Annotated in this window: 15 protein-coding genes and 1 tRNA gene; 2 read left to right on the top strand and 14 right to left on the bottom strand. The window is 59.1% G+C overall.

Annotated features, from left to right (window positions below):
* Nucleotides 1–228: 228 nt before the first annotated feature.
* The 7 genes from cutA to VL197_17225 form a co-directional block, all read right to left on the bottom strand.
* The gene (cutA, locus tag VL197_17255) at nt 229–549 is read right to left on the bottom strand and encodes a divalent-cation tolerance protein CutA (GenBank protein ID HUJ19738.1); all 321 of its coding nucleotides are present in this window, start codon (nt 547–549) and stop codon (nt 229–231) included.
* Nucleotides 550–559: 10 nt separating this feature from the next.
* Nucleotides 560–2,596, bottom strand: a complete 2,037-nt coding sequence (gene lptD, locus VL197_17250; protein HUJ19737.1) for an LPS assembly protein LptD — start codon at nt 2,594–2,596, stop codon at nt 560–562.
* Nucleotides 2,597–2,656: 60 nt separating this feature from the next.
* The gene (locus tag VL197_17245; protein ID HUJ19736.1) at nt 2,657–4,006 is read right to left on the bottom strand and encodes a folylpolyglutamate synthase/dihydrofolate synthase family protein; all 1,350 of its coding nucleotides are present in this window, start codon (nt 4,004–4,006) and stop codon (nt 2,657–2,659) included.
* An 80-nt stretch (nt 4,007–4,086) separates the two neighbouring features.
* Nucleotides 4,087–4,995 carry a hypothetical protein gene (locus VL197_17240; protein ID HUJ19735.1) on the bottom strand — a complete coding sequence of 303 codons (909 nt, stop codon included), beginning with the start codon at nt 4,993–4,995 and terminating at the stop codon, nt 4,087–4,089.
* Between the two features lie 156 nt (nt 4,996–5,151).
* Entirely contained in the window at nt 5,152–5,955 is an 804-nt protein-coding gene (gene murI, locus VL197_17235; GenBank protein HUJ19734.1) for a glutamate racemase, read from the bottom strand.
* Nucleotides 5,956–6,098: 143 nt separating this feature from the next.
* Nucleotides 6,099–6,695, bottom strand: a complete 597-nt coding sequence (locus VL197_17230; GenBank protein ID HUJ19733.1) for a GerMN domain-containing protein — start codon at nt 6,693–6,695, stop codon at nt 6,099–6,101.
* Nucleotides 6,661–7,617: an N-acetylmuramoyl-L-alanine amidase gene (locus VL197_17225; GenBank protein HUJ19732.1), complete on the bottom strand. Its 957-nt coding sequence runs from the start codon at nt 7,615–7,617 to the stop codon at nt 6,661–6,663. The genes VL197_17230 and VL197_17225 overlap by 35 nt, the downstream gene beginning before the upstream one ends.
* A 257-nt stretch (nt 7,618–7,874) precedes the next feature.
* On the opposite strand from VL197_17225, the gene VL197_17220 reads away from it, so the two are divergent.
* Entirely contained in the window at nt 7,875–9,809 is a 1,935-nt protein-coding gene (locus VL197_17220) for a helicase C-terminal domain-containing protein (protein ID HUJ19731.1), read from the top strand.
* Between the two features lie 284 nt (nt 9,810–10,093).
* On the opposite strand, the gene VL197_17215 is transcribed toward VL197_17220, so the two are convergent.
* The 4 genes from VL197_17215 to VL197_17200 form a co-directional block, all read right to left on the bottom strand.
* Entirely contained in the window at nt 10,094–10,810 is a 717-nt protein-coding gene (locus VL197_17215; protein HUJ19730.1) for an ABC transporter ATP-binding protein, read from the bottom strand.
* A gap of 217 nt (nt 10,811–11,027) precedes the next feature.
* Entirely contained in the window at nt 11,028–12,947 is a 1,920-nt protein-coding gene (locus VL197_17210; GenBank protein HUJ19729.1) for a branched-chain amino acid ABC transporter ATP-binding protein/permease, read from the bottom strand.
* A gap of 7 nt (nt 12,948–12,954) precedes the next feature.
* Nucleotides 12,955–13,833, bottom strand: a complete 879-nt coding sequence (locus VL197_17205) for a branched-chain amino acid ABC transporter permease (GenBank protein HUJ19728.1) — start codon at nt 13,831–13,833, stop codon at nt 12,955–12,957.
* 51 nt (nt 13,834–13,884) lie between these two features.
* A complete protein-coding gene (locus tag VL197_17200; GenBank protein HUJ19727.1) occupies nt 13,885–15,150 on the bottom strand; it encodes an ABC transporter substrate-binding protein in 1,266 nt (421 codons plus the stop codon).
* Nucleotides 15,151–15,298: 148 nt separating this feature from the next.
* Here VL197_17200 and VL197_17195 point away from each other — a divergent pair.
* Nucleotides 15,299–15,385, top strand: a tRNA-Leu gene (locus VL197_17195).
* Between the two features lie 384 nt (nt 15,386–15,769).
* On the opposite strand, the gene VL197_17190 is transcribed toward VL197_17195, so the two are convergent.
* The 3 genes from VL197_17190 to VL197_17180 are packed head-to-tail and all read right to left on the bottom strand — an operon-like array spanning nt 15,770 to nt 19,067.
* On the bottom strand, nt 15,770–17,101 hold the full coding sequence (locus VL197_17190) for a glycerate kinase (protein HUJ19726.1): 1,332 nt from the start codon (nt 17,099–17,101) through the stop codon (nt 15,770–15,772).
* A 2-nt stretch (nt 17,102–17,103) separates the two neighbouring features.
* The gene (gene larA, locus VL197_17185) at nt 17,104–18,390 is read right to left on the bottom strand and encodes a nickel-dependent lactate racemase (GenBank protein HUJ19725.1); all 1,287 of its coding nucleotides are present in this window, start codon (nt 18,388–18,390) and stop codon (nt 17,104–17,106) included.
* Nucleotides 18,391–18,404: 14 nt separating this feature from the next.
* Nucleotides 18,405–19,067, bottom strand: a complete 663-nt coding sequence (locus VL197_17180; protein HUJ19724.1) for an ABC transporter ATP-binding protein — start codon at nt 19,065–19,067, stop codon at nt 18,405–18,407.
* Nucleotides 19,068–19,091 lie beyond the last annotated feature (24 nt).

Genomic DNA, 19,091 nt, shown 5'->3' with positions numbered 1-19,091 from the left:
GCAGGAACATGAAGGTGAAATATTCCTTCTTCTTGATATTTCTGCACTTCCGAGACTGCACTGTTTTCTCATTCCTCCGGCAAAAGACGCAAAAAAATCTGTTAAAGAGTAACATAAAATAATTACTCATGTCAATATTATAGTATTTTTTTACTTCTCGCCCCACAATATATAGTGGCACGATCTCGATACCCCCCAGATATGGTTCGTTTCAATTAAGTAAGGGAACTATCGCGAGGTAGAGTCCTTAACCCAGTTGAGATAGTCAGAGGATCCGGCAATGATCGGCAGGGCAATGATCTCCGGTACACTGTAGGAGTGGAGAGACTTCACGCGGCGTATGAGCTGTTCGACCAACGGCTTTCTGCTCTTGCAGATCAGGAGGCTTTCCGGGGAGTCCTGGGTCTTCCCCTCCCAGAAGAACAGGGACCGCACAACGGGTACGATATTGACGCACGCCGCAAGCCGCTCGTCCACCAGCGCCCTTCCGATCCGGACCGCCTCCTCTTCCGAGCTGGCGGTGATCAGCACGATGATACCGTCGTTCACACTCGACCTCCTAGAATTTCAATACGCCCAGCCCCTTCAGGTCCATGGTCAGCATATATTGGGTCTCTCCCGGTTTCTTGGTGAAACTGAAGCCGAGCCCCCAGCATTGTGAAGCGTAATGGACCTTGTAATCCTGCTGGGTATTCTGCTTCAGCACCACGTCACGCCATATCTGGACATCGAGGTCCCATTTCCCGGCTTTGGCCCCCGCTCCCCCGATCACATAGCGGGCCTTCGGTTCTGCGAGGGCCTGGCGGGTAATATTGAAATGCAGTATGCCGGTATTCACGGTGATGCTTTCTGATGACGAGGTGAAGGTTCCCCGGGTATAGATCTCGGTGGCCGACAATGTCAGCAGTTTCGGCGTCTTGAGGTAGATCTCGCCGCGGATCTCGGACCGCGCCTGACCGGAGATTTCGGGGTCGTCGCTCCTCGCCTTGTTGATGTCATAGGATTCCGAAACCCGGAACACCATCAGATCGAAGCTCCTGAACCCGGAGGCATCACGGTAGTGCGCGGTCAAGCGGTTGATCAGGGAAACCGAAACCAAGTTCTGCTGCGTCACCGTATCGATGACATCCAGCTGGGGAAGGTCATTCTGATTGAACTTGGGTATGTAGCTGTATGTGACGCCCGGCTCGATCGAATGCCGGATCTGTCCGAAACCGGATTCGCGGTCCGCTCCGTACGTGCGGGAGAAGCGGCCGTTCAAGTCCGCCCCTGCATAGTAGTACCTCCGCTGCGTGGAGTCCGAGGACGAAGCGCTCCGGTCATAGTAAGTAACCCGCGCCCCGAGGCGGGGCGTCAACGTCAGTCCTTCTACACCCAGGGCCGCCGAGAGCCTCGGGTCGAAATCCGCGCGCAGCACGTCATCTCCCGTCTTCCGGGTAAAATTTGTTGCAAACCCCTCGACGTTCAGTCGCACGGGTCCCGCGATCTTTTCTTCATAAAGGTTGTACCTGAGCTCCGGCAGCTTCTGGATCGTCGTATCATTGCTCTGTTGCGTGAGGTCGATGGCATACTGACCGAGAAGATACAGGGATGCCGTATCCCACCGCGCAACAGCGAACAGGTTCGAGTCCAGGTACGGCAGGGCGCGGAGCTCAAGCTTTTTGCTTTCGAGATCCGGGAAGTACAGGTAATCGCTCACGAGGTTGATATCGGACCGGATGGTAAGGTCCTCGGCAGGATATTCGTGATGCTGGTAGGAGAACAACCAGCGGGTATCGGGGACTCCTGGCGTCGTGAACTCGTTGAAGGTATTGAAGTAATTATAGAAGAGCTTGCCTCCCGAATCGCGTGAAAGGACATAGCGATATTCCGCTGCCGTGCCGATGCCGAGGTGCGCACGGTAATCAGAGTAGAACGTCATGTCCTGATAGTCCGAGATGGCCCAAAACAGGGAATTCTTCATCAGGAAGCCGTCTTTGCTGCTGTACCCCGCCTCGGGGATTAAGAGCCCGGTCTGCCGGCGCACCGGGAAGAGAAGATAGGGCGTATAAAGCACCGGCAGCCCGATCATGTTGAAGGAGACATCACTACCGGTTGCATAGCGGTCCATATCCACATCGATCACGCCCGCCTTGAGGTACCACTCGCCGGCGTCGCAGGTCGTGAAGGTGCCGTTCTCGACATGGTACACGGTCTCGGACCTGCGCTCGATCTTCTCTCCTTTGACATGCAGATTGTCCTTGTTCATGAACAGATCGCCGTTGAAAATGAGTCCCGCCTTGGTGTTGATGTTAACGAGTATCCGGTCGGCCCGGATAACATCCCCCTTTTCCTGGAGGTACACCTTGCCTTCGGCCGTCGCATCGCCGGTTTTGTTGTTCAAGGTGACTTTGTCGGCCTCAAGCCGCATCCCATCCTGCTCCACTTTGACGTGGCCTACCGCGGTGTACACGTCGTTCGTCCGGTCATAGTCGAGTTTGTCCGCCTTGACGGTGACGGGGATCTTCTTCGGCAGTTCGTCGGCGCGGGCCGGGGCAGTGCAAACCGTGACGGCCAGGAGAAGACAGAGCGTTGCTATGGAGGATATCCTGATCATGCTGAAACAGTTTCTTCCTTGGGACCTAGCCGGTCAGGGTGCGGGGCTCTCCAGCAGCGGCTATCCTTTCAGGCCGGGGAGCGCCCGGGGCAAACCGTCATCGAACAGCACCGCGCGCGCATCGCCGACGACATAGAGGGAACCGGTGATCAGGATCAGATCGTCCGCTTTTGCCTCGGATTTAGCGCGTTCAATTGCCTGCCGTACGCTCCCAGCCGTGTCCACGGCAGGGTGCAGGCTGCGGACTTTTGCCGCAAGCGCGTCCGGGTCCAGGGCGCGGGCGTAATCGGGGCGCGTTACGATCACACGGTCGGCCAGCGGGATGAGTTCGGCAAGGATGCCGGAGACATCCTTGTCTCCCAGGATGCCGACGACAAGCATGAGCCGGCCGTATGCCGGACGCAGTTCGGCGACGGCCCGGGCGAGCAACCGCGCCGAGGCCGGATTGTGCGCCCCGTCGAGATAGATGTCCGGCCTCCGGGCAACGCGCTCGAGCCGGCCCTCCCATCGCGACTGCGCAAGGCCCTTCCTGACTGCATCCTCGGTGATCGTGACGCCCGCGGCGTGCAGACATTCAGCGGCGGCAAGGGCGAGGCATGCATTGTCCACCTGGTATCGCCCGAGCAAAACGATCCCAAGCCCTTCGAGTGACATCCGCATCCCCCGGTAAGTGAACTGTTGTTCGCCGCCCGGCCGTATATGGTTGGCCCTGAATTCACGGCCGAGCAGAAAAACGGGAGCGGCCTTGCGGGCGGCTTCCCGCTCGATGACCTGCAGGACCCCGGGCTGGACCGCGCCGGTGACGACCGGGGTATTGCGCTTGATGATCCCCGCCTTTTCGCCGGCGATCAGTTCGAGTGTGTCGCCCAGGAATTCAGTGTGCTCGAGGTCAATGTTCGTGATCACGGATACGAGCGGCGAGATCACATTCGTGGCATCCAGGCGACCTCCCATGCCCACTTCGATCACGGCGATGTCTACCGCCTCCTCCGCAAAGTAGGTGAAGGCAAGCGCCGTCGTGACCTCGAAGAACGTCGGGTTGAGGGCCGGGGGCAAGCCGGAATCCCCCGCCCTCCCCTCGTATCCCTCCCTCACCCTGCGAGCGAGCTCGACAACCTTCCCCTCGGTGATCGGCACGCCGTTGATCCGTATCCGTTCGGTGAAACTCACCAAATGAGGCGACGTATAAAGCCCGACGCGATAGCCGGCAGCCAGGAGCATGCCGGTTAGGAACGCGGCGGTGGACCCCTTTCCGTTCGTTCCGGCGACGTGCACGCTCCGGAACCGCCGGTGAGGATTCCCCATGATGTCCATGAGACGCTCCGTATTGCCGAGGCCAAGCTTTACCCCGTGCTTCTGGAGCGCGAAGAGATACTCTATCGTTTCCTGGTATGAACGGTCCGTGCGCATGCGGGTCCGCATTCCATTCTCTGCGATTGTTTCGTGATATTCGGCGGGGCCATTCCGGCATCGCGCTGAGTCATGTCGCGCTACTGTCCGGAGACATGCTGTTCAGGCAGTGATTCGCCATTTTCCGCGGATCTGTCCGCCTCGGCTGATGAAGAAGGAGTCGATTCGGCATGCGTGCCCGGTGCCGCCGGCTCGGCAGCGGGCGGCGCCGGACGAGTGGTCGGATCGACGGGCTTCGGTGCGGACTTCATTTTCATGACAAAGGGAATAGACGCCGTCTCCGGATAGGATTCGAACCGCTTCCGGCTGTAGGCCACCTTCCCGGCCTCATCGATGCGGTTAAAAAAGGAGAGCAGCTCCCTGGCAGTCATGGTCCCCGAAATCTCACGAACCGAATCGGTGAACTTCATTTTCCTGAGCTGACCATGACTTCGCAAAGCTTCGTTGATGCGTCTGACGGCCTGCTCGCCGGCAGGAGCGATTGTGATCACGAGCGGTTCCGGCGCAAGGTCGCTTTCCGCCCGCTTCCTGTGCTCCATTGGCGCCGCCGCTTCGTAAACCGCGGCAGAGGCAGTGGAAGCGGAAACCATGGCAGGTGTGCCGGTTGGCGCCGATGTAGCAGGAGCCGGGGGGGGGAGCGACCTTTCAATGTTCTCGATCTCGATATCCCGGTGCGGGGCAAAGATATTGAGATAGACGACCGTTGCCAGGCCGATGATCAGGAGAAGCCACAGCGGACGGTACATGAGCATTCTCACCCTGGCCAATCCGGCAGCGCCGGCCTTGAGCCGCAGCACGATTCCTTCGGGAGGCGTGATGTCCTTGAGAAGCCGCCGCGTGTCAGCCACCTTCTTGAGCGCCTGGTATTCCGACCTGCAGACCGCACAGGAGTTGAGATGACGAGCGATCCTGATCTGCTCGTATTTGAACAGGTGGCCCCGCAGATACTTCGGGAGCGACTTCCTGACAGAGGCACAATCCTTATTCATTCGAGGACCTCAATTGCGAATTGCAGAATGCACACTTCGGCTCCATGACTTCACGGCCTGAAATCACGCTGCAGGGGATCCGGCGGGATGGATCCTTGGTTTTCATTGTGCTATTTCCCCTGCACCATGTGTGGTTTTCAGTACGCCTCGAGCGCGCTACGTTCCCCCGACCCTGACCTGTTCGGCCCGAAGAGACTCATCGCCCAGGAACCGCTTGCCGATCTTTTCGAACCGGACCGGGGAGTCGGTGACATAGAACTTCCGTGCCCCTTCGCCTTGTCCATTCCCCTTCCACCTGAGCTTCTCGAGCACGCCTGCCACTTCTTTTGCGGTCTCGGTCGCGGAATCGATCAGGGTGATCGCCGGGCCCATCACCCCTGCGATCACGGACTTCAGGAGCGGATAGTGAGTACAGCCCAGCACCAGGGTATCGATGCCCGTTCCCCGAAACGGGGCCAGATACCGCTCGGCTACCAGCGCCGCCACGTCATTGTCCGTCCAGCCCTCTTCCGCAAGAGGAACAAAGAGAGGACAAGCGCGGCTGTGAACGGTGACATCCGGCGCGATGCGCCTGATCGCTTTCTCGTAGGCACCGCTGGCTATCGTGGCCTCGGTGCCGATCACGCCCACGGACCGCGAACGTGTCGAAGCGGTCGCCGCGATGGCACCGGGCTCGAGCACGCCGATGACCGGGAGGGGATACTCTTTCTTTACCTCTTCAAGGCTGATGGCCGACGCCGTGTTGCAGGCGATCACGAGCAGCTTGATCTCCTGGGACAGCAGAAAATTCGTGTTCTCGAAGCTGTACCGCGTAACCGTTTCCGGGGACCGGATGCCATAGGGTACCCGCGCGGTATCGCCCAGATAGATGATGTTCTCCCGGGGGAGCTTCGCCACGACCTCCTTGAGCACCGTCAGCCCGCCGATGCCCGAATCGAATATGCCGATGGCTTTATGCATAGTGTGCAAACATCGTGAAACCGGGGGTCGAATCTCTCATGCAGGCTAAAATACTATCGAAAGTTTTTGTATTCCATGCGTGCTGATTTGAGCTTTTTAGGTTATGCCAGGGTCTCGGGCTCAGCCTCTCGAGAGAGATTGACTTACTGCTTTACCAGGTCCATCCGCTTCGTGAACGGTCTCGACAGGTCGATATGCCCGGCCAGCGTCTGCGCTTCCCTGCCGTCGACCAGGAAACGGACCTGTTTGATCTCCTCGAAGTTCTGGGTCAGCGTGTTCACCACCGCGTAGAGGGCCAGAAGCTCTTCCCCTGCCGATGCCCGGACACCGCCCTGCTGAACAGGAGACAGGTCCACGAAGGCGGTGCCGGCTGCATCCAGAAAGAATCCGCTGAGCCTGATATCCTTCAGCACCCGCGACTGGAGCGCCCTCAGGTCAGCGAACCCCGCATTCAGCGCTTCGCGGGCCTGTGCCTGCGTGTCGGGCTGGCGCCTGACCGGTGCGAGTCCGGCGGATAGCGCGGCGACGCCCGGTACGTAAAGCGTGACCGTAAGGGGCTGATCAGCGCGGTTTGTCAGGACGGCGGAAGGAGCGGCATTGGCCTGTATCGATGGCGGAGCGGGAGCGGCAGCATGATGCCAGGCAAAGAACCCGGCAGCAATTGCAAGCGCTAGAATGGCCGCCACCATCACCGGCAGCAAACGATTACTTCCGATCCTCCGATCGATCCTCTCTGACATACTGCTCGATCCCTTCGGCAACGGCCGCAGCCGTCCTTGTCCTGTCCTGTTCCATGCCGGCCTCGACGAGCACCGCAGCGGCATCCACCGCCTTCAGTCCTGCCAAAGGCGCTTGCGTTGGCTCGGCCCCATCGTTTCCCGCCAGTTTCCGGGCAACGAGCCGGCCAAGAGCGCTGCTCTCCTTCGTATGGGCCGCCTGCTGCCGTCCCCAGAGCCTGTCCAACTGTTCACTGCCGGCCTCGAACCCAAGATAGTCCCGGCTTGCAGGGTGCTGCGCCCGCGGAGACTGATCTTCATCAGGGTCCTGGATATAGACCCGGTCACGACCTTCGTCAGCGGCATGGATGCTCACATAGACCCTGGCCCCGGCGGCGTTTGCCGCAGCGGCCCGTTCATCGAGGGTCAACGCCGTGTCACGGTCCCGGGACAGGACGACCATCAGCCCTGGGTCTTTTTGCAGTATCCTTCTGATCGCCTGCACAAGGTCCAGGGCAAAGTTTTTTTCCTGTCCCTTCGCCGTCACGATGCCCGTGTCCTTTCCGCCATGCCCGGCATCGAGGACAATGACAACGGGCCGGTCTCTGGCAACCGCGGGCGGGGACGGGGCAACTCCCTTCGCGATATCGAGCACGATCCGGTCGGGCCCGCGGAGCACGAAATCCTTCGTTTCCCCTGCGGCCGCATCGAGGCGGATAACGATAAAGGTCCTGCCAGCGCTTTCCCGGGCATCGATGCCGGCCACAACGCCATCGCGTACCGGCGGCAGCGCCGTCTTCACGGTCAATAGCCCTTCATAGGACGAGAACAAGAGGCTGCGCGAGTCAGCCGCCTTGGTCAGCACATAGGGGGCCGGGGCCTCGATCTCGAACACTATCCGCGTGAACGTGGCGTAGGAAAAATACCTGACGCCCCTTACGGTCAAACCTTTTTCAGCGGAGAAGGCAGTCGGAGGTGGAACCAGGAAACAGATAAAAATCAGCCAAAAAAGCCGCTTCATACGAGGTGTCATAGTAACACAACAAAAAGATTTGTGCAAGAAAAACGGCCGTGCCTGCACGTGGCTACGGGTCCGGACCGTGCACAAGCGTCCTCAGGCCTGAGGCTTATGCCATTCCCGCAAGCACTTTTTCATGCCATCCATTTGCTTTCCTGACCCCGCCTGTGTTAATCTGCGCTGCGATGAACGCGTTCAGGATATTCGGCGAGAACGGCAGGATAGCACAGTCGATGCACGGCGGCTACGAGCACCGGCCGCAGCAGGTCCTGATGGCAGATGCTGTGGAGAAGGCTCTCGACAGCAAGACCCACCTTGTCGTGGAGGCGGGGACGGGCGTCGGGAAGAGCCTTGCCTATCTCGTGCCGCTCATCACCTGGTGCCGGGAGACCAACCAGAGGGCCGTGGTCGCCACCTATACCAAGGCGCTGCAGCAGCAGCTGGTGGACAAGGACCTCCCCTTTCTGAAGCGCGTGCTCGGCGATTTCCGGTACGCCCTGTCCGTGGGCGGCGAGAACTACCTCTGCCTGCGCCGGTTCGACCAGCTGCGGATCGGGAACCTGTACGAGCAGAACGAGGTCGAGCCCCTGAACCGGCTCTTTGCGTGGTCAACGCAAACGCGCACGGGGATAAGGAGCGATCTCGACGTCGAGCCTCCCCCGGCTCTCTGGGCCAAATCCTGCCGCCAGGCCGACCTCTGCTTCAGCAAGGACTGCTCCTATCATAAGGACTGTTTCTATCAGAAGGCAAAAGCGATCGAACAGCAGGCCCATATCCTCGTCGCGAACCACCACCTCTTCTTCGCGGACATGGCCACGGGGGGAAATGTCCTCCCTTTTCACAAGGCCGTGGTCTTCGATGAGGCGCACCAGGTCGAGGAGGTTGCCACGGACTATCTCGGCGTCGAGGTTACCAACTTCTCCGTACGCTACCTGCTCGACGGTCTCTTGAGCCATCGGACCCGCAAGGGGCTCCTGACGAGGCTCACGGTCCAGGACCACGACGTGCAGGTCATCCGGGGAATGGTCGACGGTCTCCGCGTCGTGACGGACAATTTTTTCCTGAACCTCCATCCATTCTTGCTGAAGGAGCCCGTGCTCCGCGTCAGGAAGCCGGATATCGTCCCGGACATCCTGAGCGAACCCCTGAGGGAACTGCAGGACGCCCTGCTGGAGCTGGCAGTCGAGAACCACGAGGAGGAACTGGAAGTGAAGGCCTTCGCGGCCCGCGCCCAGGCCTTTGCCTCGGCGGTCCGCGTCAATCTGGATCAGTCCGCCGACGGATTCGTGTACTGGGCAGAGCGGGAGAACCAGCGCTACCGCCTCGTTGCCTCGCCCATCGATGTCGCCGGGACGCTGCGGGAAAACCTCTTCGGCAGGATCGAGACCGTCGTGCTCACGTCGGCAACGCTCTCGGCAGGCGGCAGTTTTTCCTACATACGGAACCGGCTCGGCCTGGACGAAGCGAGCGAGCTCCTGCTCGACTCGCCTTTTGATTTCGAGAACCAGGCGCTCCTGTATATTGCGTCCGACCTCGGGGACCAGCAGGCGGAAGGCTTCCAGGAAAAGTTCGACCAGGAGCTGAAATCGATCATAGCGATCACGAGGGGCAGGACGCTCGTGCTGTTTACGAGCTACGGCCAGCTCCGGAAGAGCGCCGACGCGCTGCGGAGGGAGCTGCCCGAGACCGGACTACTCTGCCAGGGAGAAATGCCCGCGTACCGCCTGGTCGAGCTGTTCAAGGGCACGCCGAACGCCGTTCTGCTCGGCACAGCATCATTCTGGCAGGGCATTGATATCCCCGGCGACGCGCTCCAGTGCGTCGTGATCGCGAAGCTGCCCTTTGCCGTGCCCGACGACCCCATCATCGAAGCCAGGATGGAGCGCCTCAAGAACCCCTTTTTCGAGTTTCAGGTTCCCCAGGCAACGCTGCTCTTCCGCCAGGGCTTCGGAAGATTGATCCGAACGAAGACAGACCGAGGTGCGGTCGTTGTGCTCGATTCGCGCATCATCACCAAGAACTACGGCAAGTGGTTCCTTCGATCAATACCTCAATGCAGGATCACCGATGAGAGGGAGGAGTTCAGGAAGTTCTTCGAGGGGCTGGAGAAAAACGGATAGAGGCAGCCGCTTGATCACACTGGATATGCCGCGATCTTGCGTGATCCTTCAGCAGTTGACGATAAGTAACCGGGCCCTGTTTTGCCTTGTCATTCTTCGGGGCACACGGTCCGGCTCAAGAGCAGTATCATGTGCATCCCGCGGGCTGGGACGCCCGCAACCGGCACGACAGCCGCGGGGAGCGTTGTTGCAGTGCGCTTTGATGGTGAATCGTTCGTGGCCCAGTTTCCGGTTCAGCCCCTTGATGAGGATCTTGGGCATCGCCACGATCACCTCCTGTTTCCCTACCCCAGATACGCCGCGATCACGCGCTCGTCCTTGCGCAGTTCTGACGGGTTCCCCTGGATGACGACCCTGCCGTGCTCCATGACGTAGACATAGTCCGCCACTTCCAATGCCTTCCTGGTCATTTGCTCGACGAGCAGCAACGGGATCCCCGTTTTCTTCAGGCGCCCGATCGTGCCGAAAACCTCCTCCGCGATGACCGGCGCCAGGCCCATGGAGGGCTCATCCATCAGGATCACCTTGGGTTCTGCCATCAATGCGCGGCCGATGGCGAGCATCTGCTGTTCACCGCCGGACAGCGTTCCGGCCGCCTGGCGGCGCCGCTCCTTCAGCCGGGGAAACAGCTCATAGACCCGCGCGAGATCGCGTGAAGCCTTCGCACGGAAGCCGAAGAGCCGCGGCAAACGGCGGTATCCCCCGAGCAGCAGATTGTCCTCCACGGACAGCGGTCCGAACACGCGGCGCCCCTCCGGCACATGGGCCAGGCCGAGCCGGGCGATGCGCGAAGCGTCCATGCCCTGCACTGGCATGGAGTCGAGCAGCACCCGTCCCTTCGCGGGCTTCACGATCCCGGATATGGCGCGCATGGTCGTGGTCTTGCCGGCGCCGTTGGGCCCGATCAGGGCGACCAGGCTCCCCGCCTTCACCTCGAGCGAGGCGCCGACCAGGACCTCACTGGCCCCGTATCCGGCGTGGATGTTATCGACGATGAGCATTGTGGTCTCGTTTTATCCTAGAAAAAAACCTAGACACGGGAGAAGCGGATCGATGCCTGTTAAAAGCAGAGTAATCAATCATCACAGGGCTCGCCTCTTGGCTGAACTTTACATCCGCTGTTATCCGAATCCTATCAGATTTGATCAGTGTCTAATGTGTTCTTCTGTTCTTTCGTTTTCGAACGGAACTCCCGCACGTCTGTTGTGACCGCGGGGTCTAGGCGCTCGCCCCCAGGTATGCGGCAATCACCTTGGGGTGCCGCTTGACCTCCTCCGGTCTTCCCTCGGCGATGACGAGTCCTCCGTCCAGCACCGTCACAACGTCGCAGAGCTCGCTCACCACTTCCATGTGATGCTCAATCAAGATCGTAGTGATGCCGATGTCATGGATCTTCCGGATGATGCTGACCAGTGTCTTGACATCCGGGCGGGCCAGGCCGGCTGCCGGTTCGTCCAGGATCAGAAGATCAGGCTTGCGTGCCAACCCGCGGGCGATCTCGAGGAACCGCTGGGCCCCGTAGGGGAGGTCCTTGGCCGGCGTACGAGCTTCGTCCTTGAGCCCCACCAGGTCCAGGAGGGCCAGTGCGCCCGACTGGGCGCAGCGCTCTTCGCCGCGGCTGAGGCCGAGCAACACGAGCGGCAGGGGTTTCTCATAGGTGTCCTTCATGGCCACCATCACGTTCTCCAGCGCGGTCAGTTCGGTGAATATTTGTAGATTTTGGAAGGTCCGCGAGATGCCCCGGTGCGCGGCCTTGTAAAGGCTCCCGGTGACAAGCGGCTCGCCGCGGAGCAGGATCGTGCCCCCGCTCGGAGCGTACAGTCCGGAGATGACGTTCACCAGCGTGCTTTTGCCCGACCCGTTCGGGCCGATGAGGCCATGGACCTGGCCGGACCGTACCACCAGCGAGACGCCGTCGACGGCACGCACGCCGCCGAAGTTCCGCTTCAGGTCCTTCAGCTCGAGCATACCGCTCCCGCCGTGTTCCTTCGTCGCCAGCACGGCATCGAGCCGCGCCGGCTCCGCCAGCGGCGCAGGAGCGACGTGGAAGAGCTTCGCCAGGAACCGGGCAGCGAAGCCCATCAATCCTTCGGGAAGTCCCACGACGACCGAGAAGAGCATGAGCGCGAAGATGGCGCGGCGAAGGTCCTCGATGTTCTGGACCGTGACCGATACGACAACGAGAAGCCCCATGGCAACGATCGGCGCGAGCGCCTGAAAGGGCTTCATGGTCTTCCGCAGAAAGCTCCGTCCGCCGGCGAGGAGCGCTATGGTGAAGCCGATGGCGGAGAAGATCTGGAACAGGGACCGGTTCGAGAGGAGGTTCGGCAGCAGCACGATAAGCGTGGCGCCGAGAAAGGCGCCCCATAGGTTCTTCCTGCCGCCGAGCACAACGCCGAGGAGCAGGATCACCATCAGTTCGTAGGTGAAGCTGTGCGGCTGGAGATACTGGAAGTTGAAGGCATAGAGCCCGCCGGCGAGGCCGCCGAGGCCCGAGCCGAAGGTGAATGCCGCAGCCTTGTTGCGGTACGTGCCGATTCCCATGGCGTCGGTTGCGATGGGGCTGTCCCGGAGCGCTTCGAAGGCCCTTCCCCACTGGGAGCCGAGCAGGTTCCGCATGGCCATCCAGACCAGGGCGAGGAAGACCAGGCAGAGCCAGTAGAAGCCCTGCGCCCTGAGGGTAAATCCGAACAGCGGAGGCCTGGTGAGCGAGAGGCCCTGCGCGCCGTTCGTCACCGACTCCCATTCGTTCAGCGTCGTGGCCACAAGGGCGGAGAAGCTGAGCGTGGAGAGCGCGAACTGGGGGCCTTCGAGCCGGAGCGCGGGGAAGGACAGCAGGCCGCCGAACAGGAGACCGACGAGGAGGCTGGCGGCAAGAGCGCTCACCATGCCGAAGCCGAGGAACGTCACGGTGATGCCTGCGGTGTAGGCGCCCAGGCCGAGGAAGGCGGCCTGCGCCAGGTTGACCTGGCCGAGATAGCCCACGGTCACGTCCAGCCCGATCAGCAGGATCCCGTAGATGGCCAGGAGTGTGAGGAGGCCGAGGACGAAGGTGTTCGTCACCAGCAGCGGAATGGCCGCCAGCAGGATGAGGACCAGGAGCTCCGCCCCGTGGATGAGGATCAGGCGCTTCACCATCGATCGGTCAGACCTTCCGGATGACGGCCTTGCCGAACACACCCGTCGGGCGGACGGCAAGGGCCAGGATGAGGAGCATGAGGCCGGGCGCCTCGCGCCAGCCGCTTCCGATATAGAAACTGGTCAGGCCCTCGAGCGACCCGAGGAACAGGCCCACGAGGACCACGCCGAAGCCGGACTCCAGTCCGGCCACGACCGCCACGGAGAATGCCTTGAGCACCAGGACCGATGCCATGGTCGGCCCCACGGTCGTGATCGGCGAGACCAGGATGCCCGCCACAGCCGCGGACAGCCCGGACAGGCCGTAGGAGAGCATGACCGTCCGCGTCGCGGACACGCCCATGAGTTCGGCGGCATCGCGGTCGGCCGCAACGGCCTCGAAGGCCTTGCCGAGAAGGGTCGTGCGCTTGAACAGCTCGATGAGCCCCATGATCGCAAAGACGCCCACGGCCACGGAGATCTCCAGGGGGGTGATGCTGATGCCGAAGAGGTGGACCGCCTCGGAAGAGATGGGGGTCGGGAACGGCTGGTCGTCCCGGCCCCAGATGTTCTCAGCCGCCGAGAAGAAGAAGAGTCCCAGGATGATCGACAGGAGGATCCAGCCCTCGCTCTTCTGCTCCAGCGCGAGGCGCACGGCTGCGCGCTCCACGAACAGCCCGAGGAGCACCCCGAACAGCAGACCGCCGGGGACCATCAGCCAGTAGGGAAGCCCCAGCTTGGTCAGGGTGAGGCTGACGAAGGCCGAGACCATCACCAGCTCGCCCTGGCCGAAGTTGATGCTCTTGCTCGTGGCGTAGGTGAGCTGGAACCCGTAGGCGACAAGGGCGTAGACCAGACCCATCAACGCCCCGCTCACGATCAACTGGGGTACGACGGACGCGGTCATGCCGCGTTCCTCATGCCCGGCCGATCGTGTATGAGAAGGCCGTCAGCCACCTTATTTTCTCTTCGTGCCCGCAGCTTCCTTGATCAGTTTTTGCCGGTCCGCCTCGTTCCCGAAGACCACGCGTCCGTCCTTCACCATGCCCATCACGACCTGGGCGCGGCGGAAGGCCTCGTGCGTGTCCACGTTCGCGGGATCCCACTTGCTGTAAGGCTTCTGCCACAGGGCAATGACGCCCTGGACCGGTTCCTTCAGGTCCTCGAGCGCCTCCTTGATCTTGTGCGTGTCCGTGCTCTTTGCCTGCTTCACTGCAGCGGCAAAGATGAGCACCGCATCATAGCCCTGGGCGGCAGAGACCGGCGACGGGATGCGCGTTACTTTATATGCCTTGTGGTAGTCCTCGATGAACTTCTTGGCCCGCGGCGTGATGGGCTCCTCGATGAAGGTCTGCGGCATCAGCGTACCGTTGCCGTTCGCTCCCGCGTTATCGATGTAGTTCGACATGGAGAGCGTCCAGCCGCCGATGAGCGGCTCCTTCATGCCGAGCTTGGCCATGCCGTTCGCCACGGCCGCGAGCTCCGGACCGATGCCCCAGATCAGGATGGCCTGGGCACCGTTCGATTTCGCCTTGACGAGCTGGGCGGTCATGTCCTTGTCGCCAATGTTGTACTTCTCGAGCGCCACGACCTCGAGCTTGTTCCCCTGCAGCTTGATCTGGTTCAGCATGTCGTCGCGGCCCGAGACGCCGTAGTTCGTAGAGTCGAAGAGGACGGCCACCTTGGTGTATTTCCGGTTGATCGCCTCCTCGACCACCATGGCGGACTGGATACCGTCGTCCGCTGCGAACCGGAAGATCGAGAGATCCTTGGGGCCGGCAAAGGCCGGCTTATCCGCAGTCGCGGGCCTGTCGACCCACTGCATCATGGACATGGAGCCCGCGGCGGGGCAGATGATCTTGGTGATTCCCTTTTCCATGATATGCTTGTCGCCGGCCATCGCCACGCCCGTGTTCACCGTGCCGATGATGCCGGAAAGATCGCTCATGGACGCGAGCTCCTGCGCGATCAGGGCGCCGCGCTCATTCTTCGCCTCGTCATCCCGCTCGATGATCTCGATCTTCATCTTTTTGTCGCCCACCTGGATGCCGCCGGCTGCGTTGATCTCGGCGATGGCCAGCTTCGAACCGTCGCGCGCGGAAACGCCCATGGGCGCCGAACCGCCGGAATACGGTCCGGTCAGTGCAATCTTGATCGTGTCTCCCGCGAATGCCGGGACTGCCGTCAAAGCCACCAGAGCAATAGTCATGAAAAACCTTTTCATCGTCTGCCTCCTTCGTTCGAGAGAATGAACTGCTGCGACCGCTTTTAAATGTAGCAGAAACACCATTACAATTCAACCACAATTGACATCAGAAATAAGGGCTTTTTGCTTGACAGAGACTTGAAGGTTAGTGTAAGTTTGAGTCCGTGCCGGCGTGGTGAAACTGGTAGACGCAGAGGACTCAAAATCCTCCGGGGGCAACTCCATGTCGGTTCGATTCCGACCGCCGGCACCACTTAGAATCAAGGGCTTGCACATTCTCACCTTCCTGCTTTTCCCCCTCTGAATGGTCATCTATAAGTGAATTGATAAGTGTTTTGCGCCGTTGGGGTTTTTCGGAGGACTCCTTGCGGAGGGCAACGATCTTTTCAGAGGCGTTTTGAAAGATCAGCCTCGTTGACGTGCTGTAATGGTCAAAGACCGAGCATGTTTTATGGATAATAACTCGGGGACCAGATGGGCGAAAAGCAGAAATTACGAACTTCACATCCCATGAATAGGCTGCTGTCAAGAGCTTCCCGGGAAGTTATGCGTATTATTGTTTTACTTCAGTCGAAGCATTATTATTAACAGCCACACTCGGCGAGCAAGACATCATTTGAGGCTGCGGGCGTACAAGTCAGCTGTCCAGCAGAACTATCTGTATATCCATTACATTCGTACCGGTCGGCCCGGTAATAAATAAATCGCCTGTCCTGCTGAAAAAAGTATATGAATCGTTGTTCTTCAGGTACTCCTCTGCAACGATACCTGCCCCTGCCGCTTTTGCAACGGTTTGACCGTCAACAAACGCTCCTGCCGCGTCTGTCGGTCCATCAGTGCCGTCGGTGCCTGCTGAAAGAAAGGTAATACCGGGGAGTCCCTTTATTTCCATTCCGAAAGCAAGGGCAAGTTCCATATTCCTTCCCCCCTTGCCGTTGCCTCTGACCGTAACAGTTGTTTCTCCCCCGGCAATAAGACACGCCTTGTCTCCTGGGGCTAATGCTTTTTGGGCATCAATCGCTTTTCTTGCAAGTTGCCGAGCAACGATCGACGCTTCGCCGCTCAGTTCGGTAGAAATGACCGTTGTTCTGTATCCCAACAACCCCGCGGCCGTTCTGGCTGTGTCCGTCGCAATTTTATTACTTCCAATAATGATATTCCTTACCCTCTGAAAAACCGGGGCGTCATCCTTCGGCGTTTCAGGTATAAGCCCACGTCTACCTTTATCTATTATTTCCACAACACTTGACGGCAATCTACTTTCCAGCTTGTACTTCTGGAATACATCATGAGCATCATTATACGTTGTTTTGTCTGGCGCTGTAGGACCCGATGCAATCATATCCAGTCTGTCTCCCATAACGTCGGAGAGTATCAATGATATAATTGTGGCCAATCGAGCTGTTTCAGCCAGTCTGCCTCCTTTTACCGCCGAAATGTGCTTTCGAACAGTGTTAAGCTCAAAAATATCTGCCCCGGCTTTAAGAAGCATGCCGGTGACTTCCTGTTTATCTGCCAGAGTGATGGTGCGGTAAGGCGCTACGAGAAGAGCAGATCCTCCCCCTGATATAAGGCAAATAACGAGGGTCTCCTTGTCCGCCTCTTTGAGCACCCCCACAATTTCCTTAGTGGCTTTTAGTCCGTTTTCATCAGGCAACGGATGCCCGGCTTCATAGGTTATAATCTTGCTTTTTCGGTCCCCCCTCACAGAATGGCCATATTTTGTTACAATAATTCCGCCGGCAAGCAAGTCTCCTAGATCGTCTTCGATAGCTTGTGACATGAGCGAAGCCGCTTTGCCGAAACCTATGAGGACAAGTCTCCTGAAATTGCCGCCCTTGTACGCCCTGCGAATTGTATCGGAGTGTGAGGCCACTGCTTTATAAGGGTCTACTGCCAGAAGTGATTTATTGAAAATCTCTCGAATGATAATCCGGGGTCCGTCACCTGCCATTGTCATCTGTACCATTCTCAAGATCCGGGCACAAAGAGCGGGATCACATATGGACCTTCAGGGATAACGGCAACACGGCGATCGCCATGTGCCCTCACGCTCTCCATGACAGCGGCCAATGGCGATTTTACCACGGTGACTCCGGTAAGTGCCTGCTGGTCTTTCGTCAACCCCTCGGTATAGAGAAAAATATTGACCCTCTTCATGGCCTTGACCTGCATCTCCGTCTGCCATTCATCGATAGCCGCGTACTTTTTCTCGATGATCCCACTGAGAAACTTTTCCGGTCCTTTGTCGATCAGGCAAAGTTGCGCTTCAGCATAGTCGGGCGATCCCATTCCCTCCGAACACGCAGAAACGATGATGAGGTTTCCGCCCGGCTCCAGTATGTCGAGGGGACCCACCATACCCTTGACTGTCTGGTAATAGGTCTTATCCAGCGGGTAACCCGCGGAACTGGTCACGACGGTCTTGAATTTTGTTTTAAGTCGGACCTCTGCGTAGGGTCGCACGAACGAAACAGCTTGAAGGTGACTCTCTACGATTTCGCCAAAATTGACAAAGGATATCCTGCGGTCCTCATCGTTGACCGTATTGACAGCCAGACACCTTCCCACCATCTGCACGACCTCCATCTGGGCGGCGTGCAGCGGGTTGCCTTCGAGAATGCAGTTCGCAGACCGGTAATCCTCCAGTACCCGCGCACAGTGGAACGAACGTATCGTCTTGTCATGCGCAACGCCCGGGGCTACAATTTTTCTTCCGCCGGAGTAGCCGGCCATGAAATGGGGCTCCACCAGCCCGACGACAATACGGAGATCGGCCTGAACAAAGCGGCGGTCGAGCCTGATCTCTATGCCGCCGGATGTCGTTCCCAGGTATTCATGATCGTCATCCCGCCGCGCAAAATGGTTGGCGACTTTCACGTTGCCGAGGACCCAGTCGCTTCCGACAAGTTCACGAAGCTCATCCCCTTCATTCGGCCTGTGAAGACCCGTTGCAACGAGAACCCTGATCGAGTCAAGGGCCATCCCGGCCTCAATCAGCTCTTTTATCAATTGAGGGAGAATAAGGCCGTTCGGTACAGGCCGGGTGATATCGCAGATGAGGATGCAGCAGCTGCGGCAGCCCTTCGCCTCTTCACGGAGCGCTTTGGAGTTCACGGGATTCGCAAAGGCGGCCTTGATGGCTCCCTCAGGGTCTTTGAGGACAGGCATGGCATTCTTCTGGATCAGCGTTACGTCGATATCCCCGGGAAGATCAAGAGAAAGTCCGGTTTTGCCATATTTCAACCTTATATTCATCGTCTGATCTCCCTTCACATCCCGAGGTATGCCTCTCTCACTTGATCGCTCTTCAGCAATTCCTGCCCTTGTCCTTCCATGACTATGCGGCCTGTTTGCAGAACGCAGGCGCGAGTGCAAATATCAAGTGCTTCATAGACATTCTGTTCAACAAGCAGCACCGTGACGCCTTGGGCATTGATCTCTTTGACGATCCGGAAAATGTCCGAGACCAGCTTTGGCCCCAGCCCCAGCGAAGGCTCATCCAGTATGAGCAGCGAAGGATTGGACATAAGTCCCCGTGCAATGGCCAGTTCCTGCTGCTCTCCGCCGCTGAATGTATCTGAGCGCTGCTCCTGCCGTTCCTTCAATATGGGAAACAGATTGAAGACGCTATGCAGGTTCTTTTCAACATCACTCCTGGATTGGACGGTATAGGCCCCTAACAGGAGATTGTCCAGGACAGACAGGCGGCCAAAGAGCTTCCTGCCCTCGGGAATCATGGAGATGCCCTTTGTTACGATATCAAAAGGCGGAACCTGATGGATCGGGGCATTCTTGAACAGAATTTCCCCTTTCCAGGGATGAATAAGACCCGCAATGGTTTTGACGATGGTGGATTTTCCGGCACCGTTGGAACCGATAAGGCTGACGATCTCTCCCTCGTTGATACTGAAGGAAATATCCTGAACAGCCATGAGTCCCTTGTAGCCCACGGAAAT

It is taken from the genome of Nitrospirota bacterium (assembly GCA_035516965.1).
In the GTDB taxonomy this organism is placed as follows: Bacteria; Nitrospirota; UBA9217; order UBA9217; family UBA9217; genus MHEA01.
The sequence above is the reverse complement of the archived record's forward strand: the minus strand, read 5'-3'. Positions and strand labels throughout refer to the sequence as shown.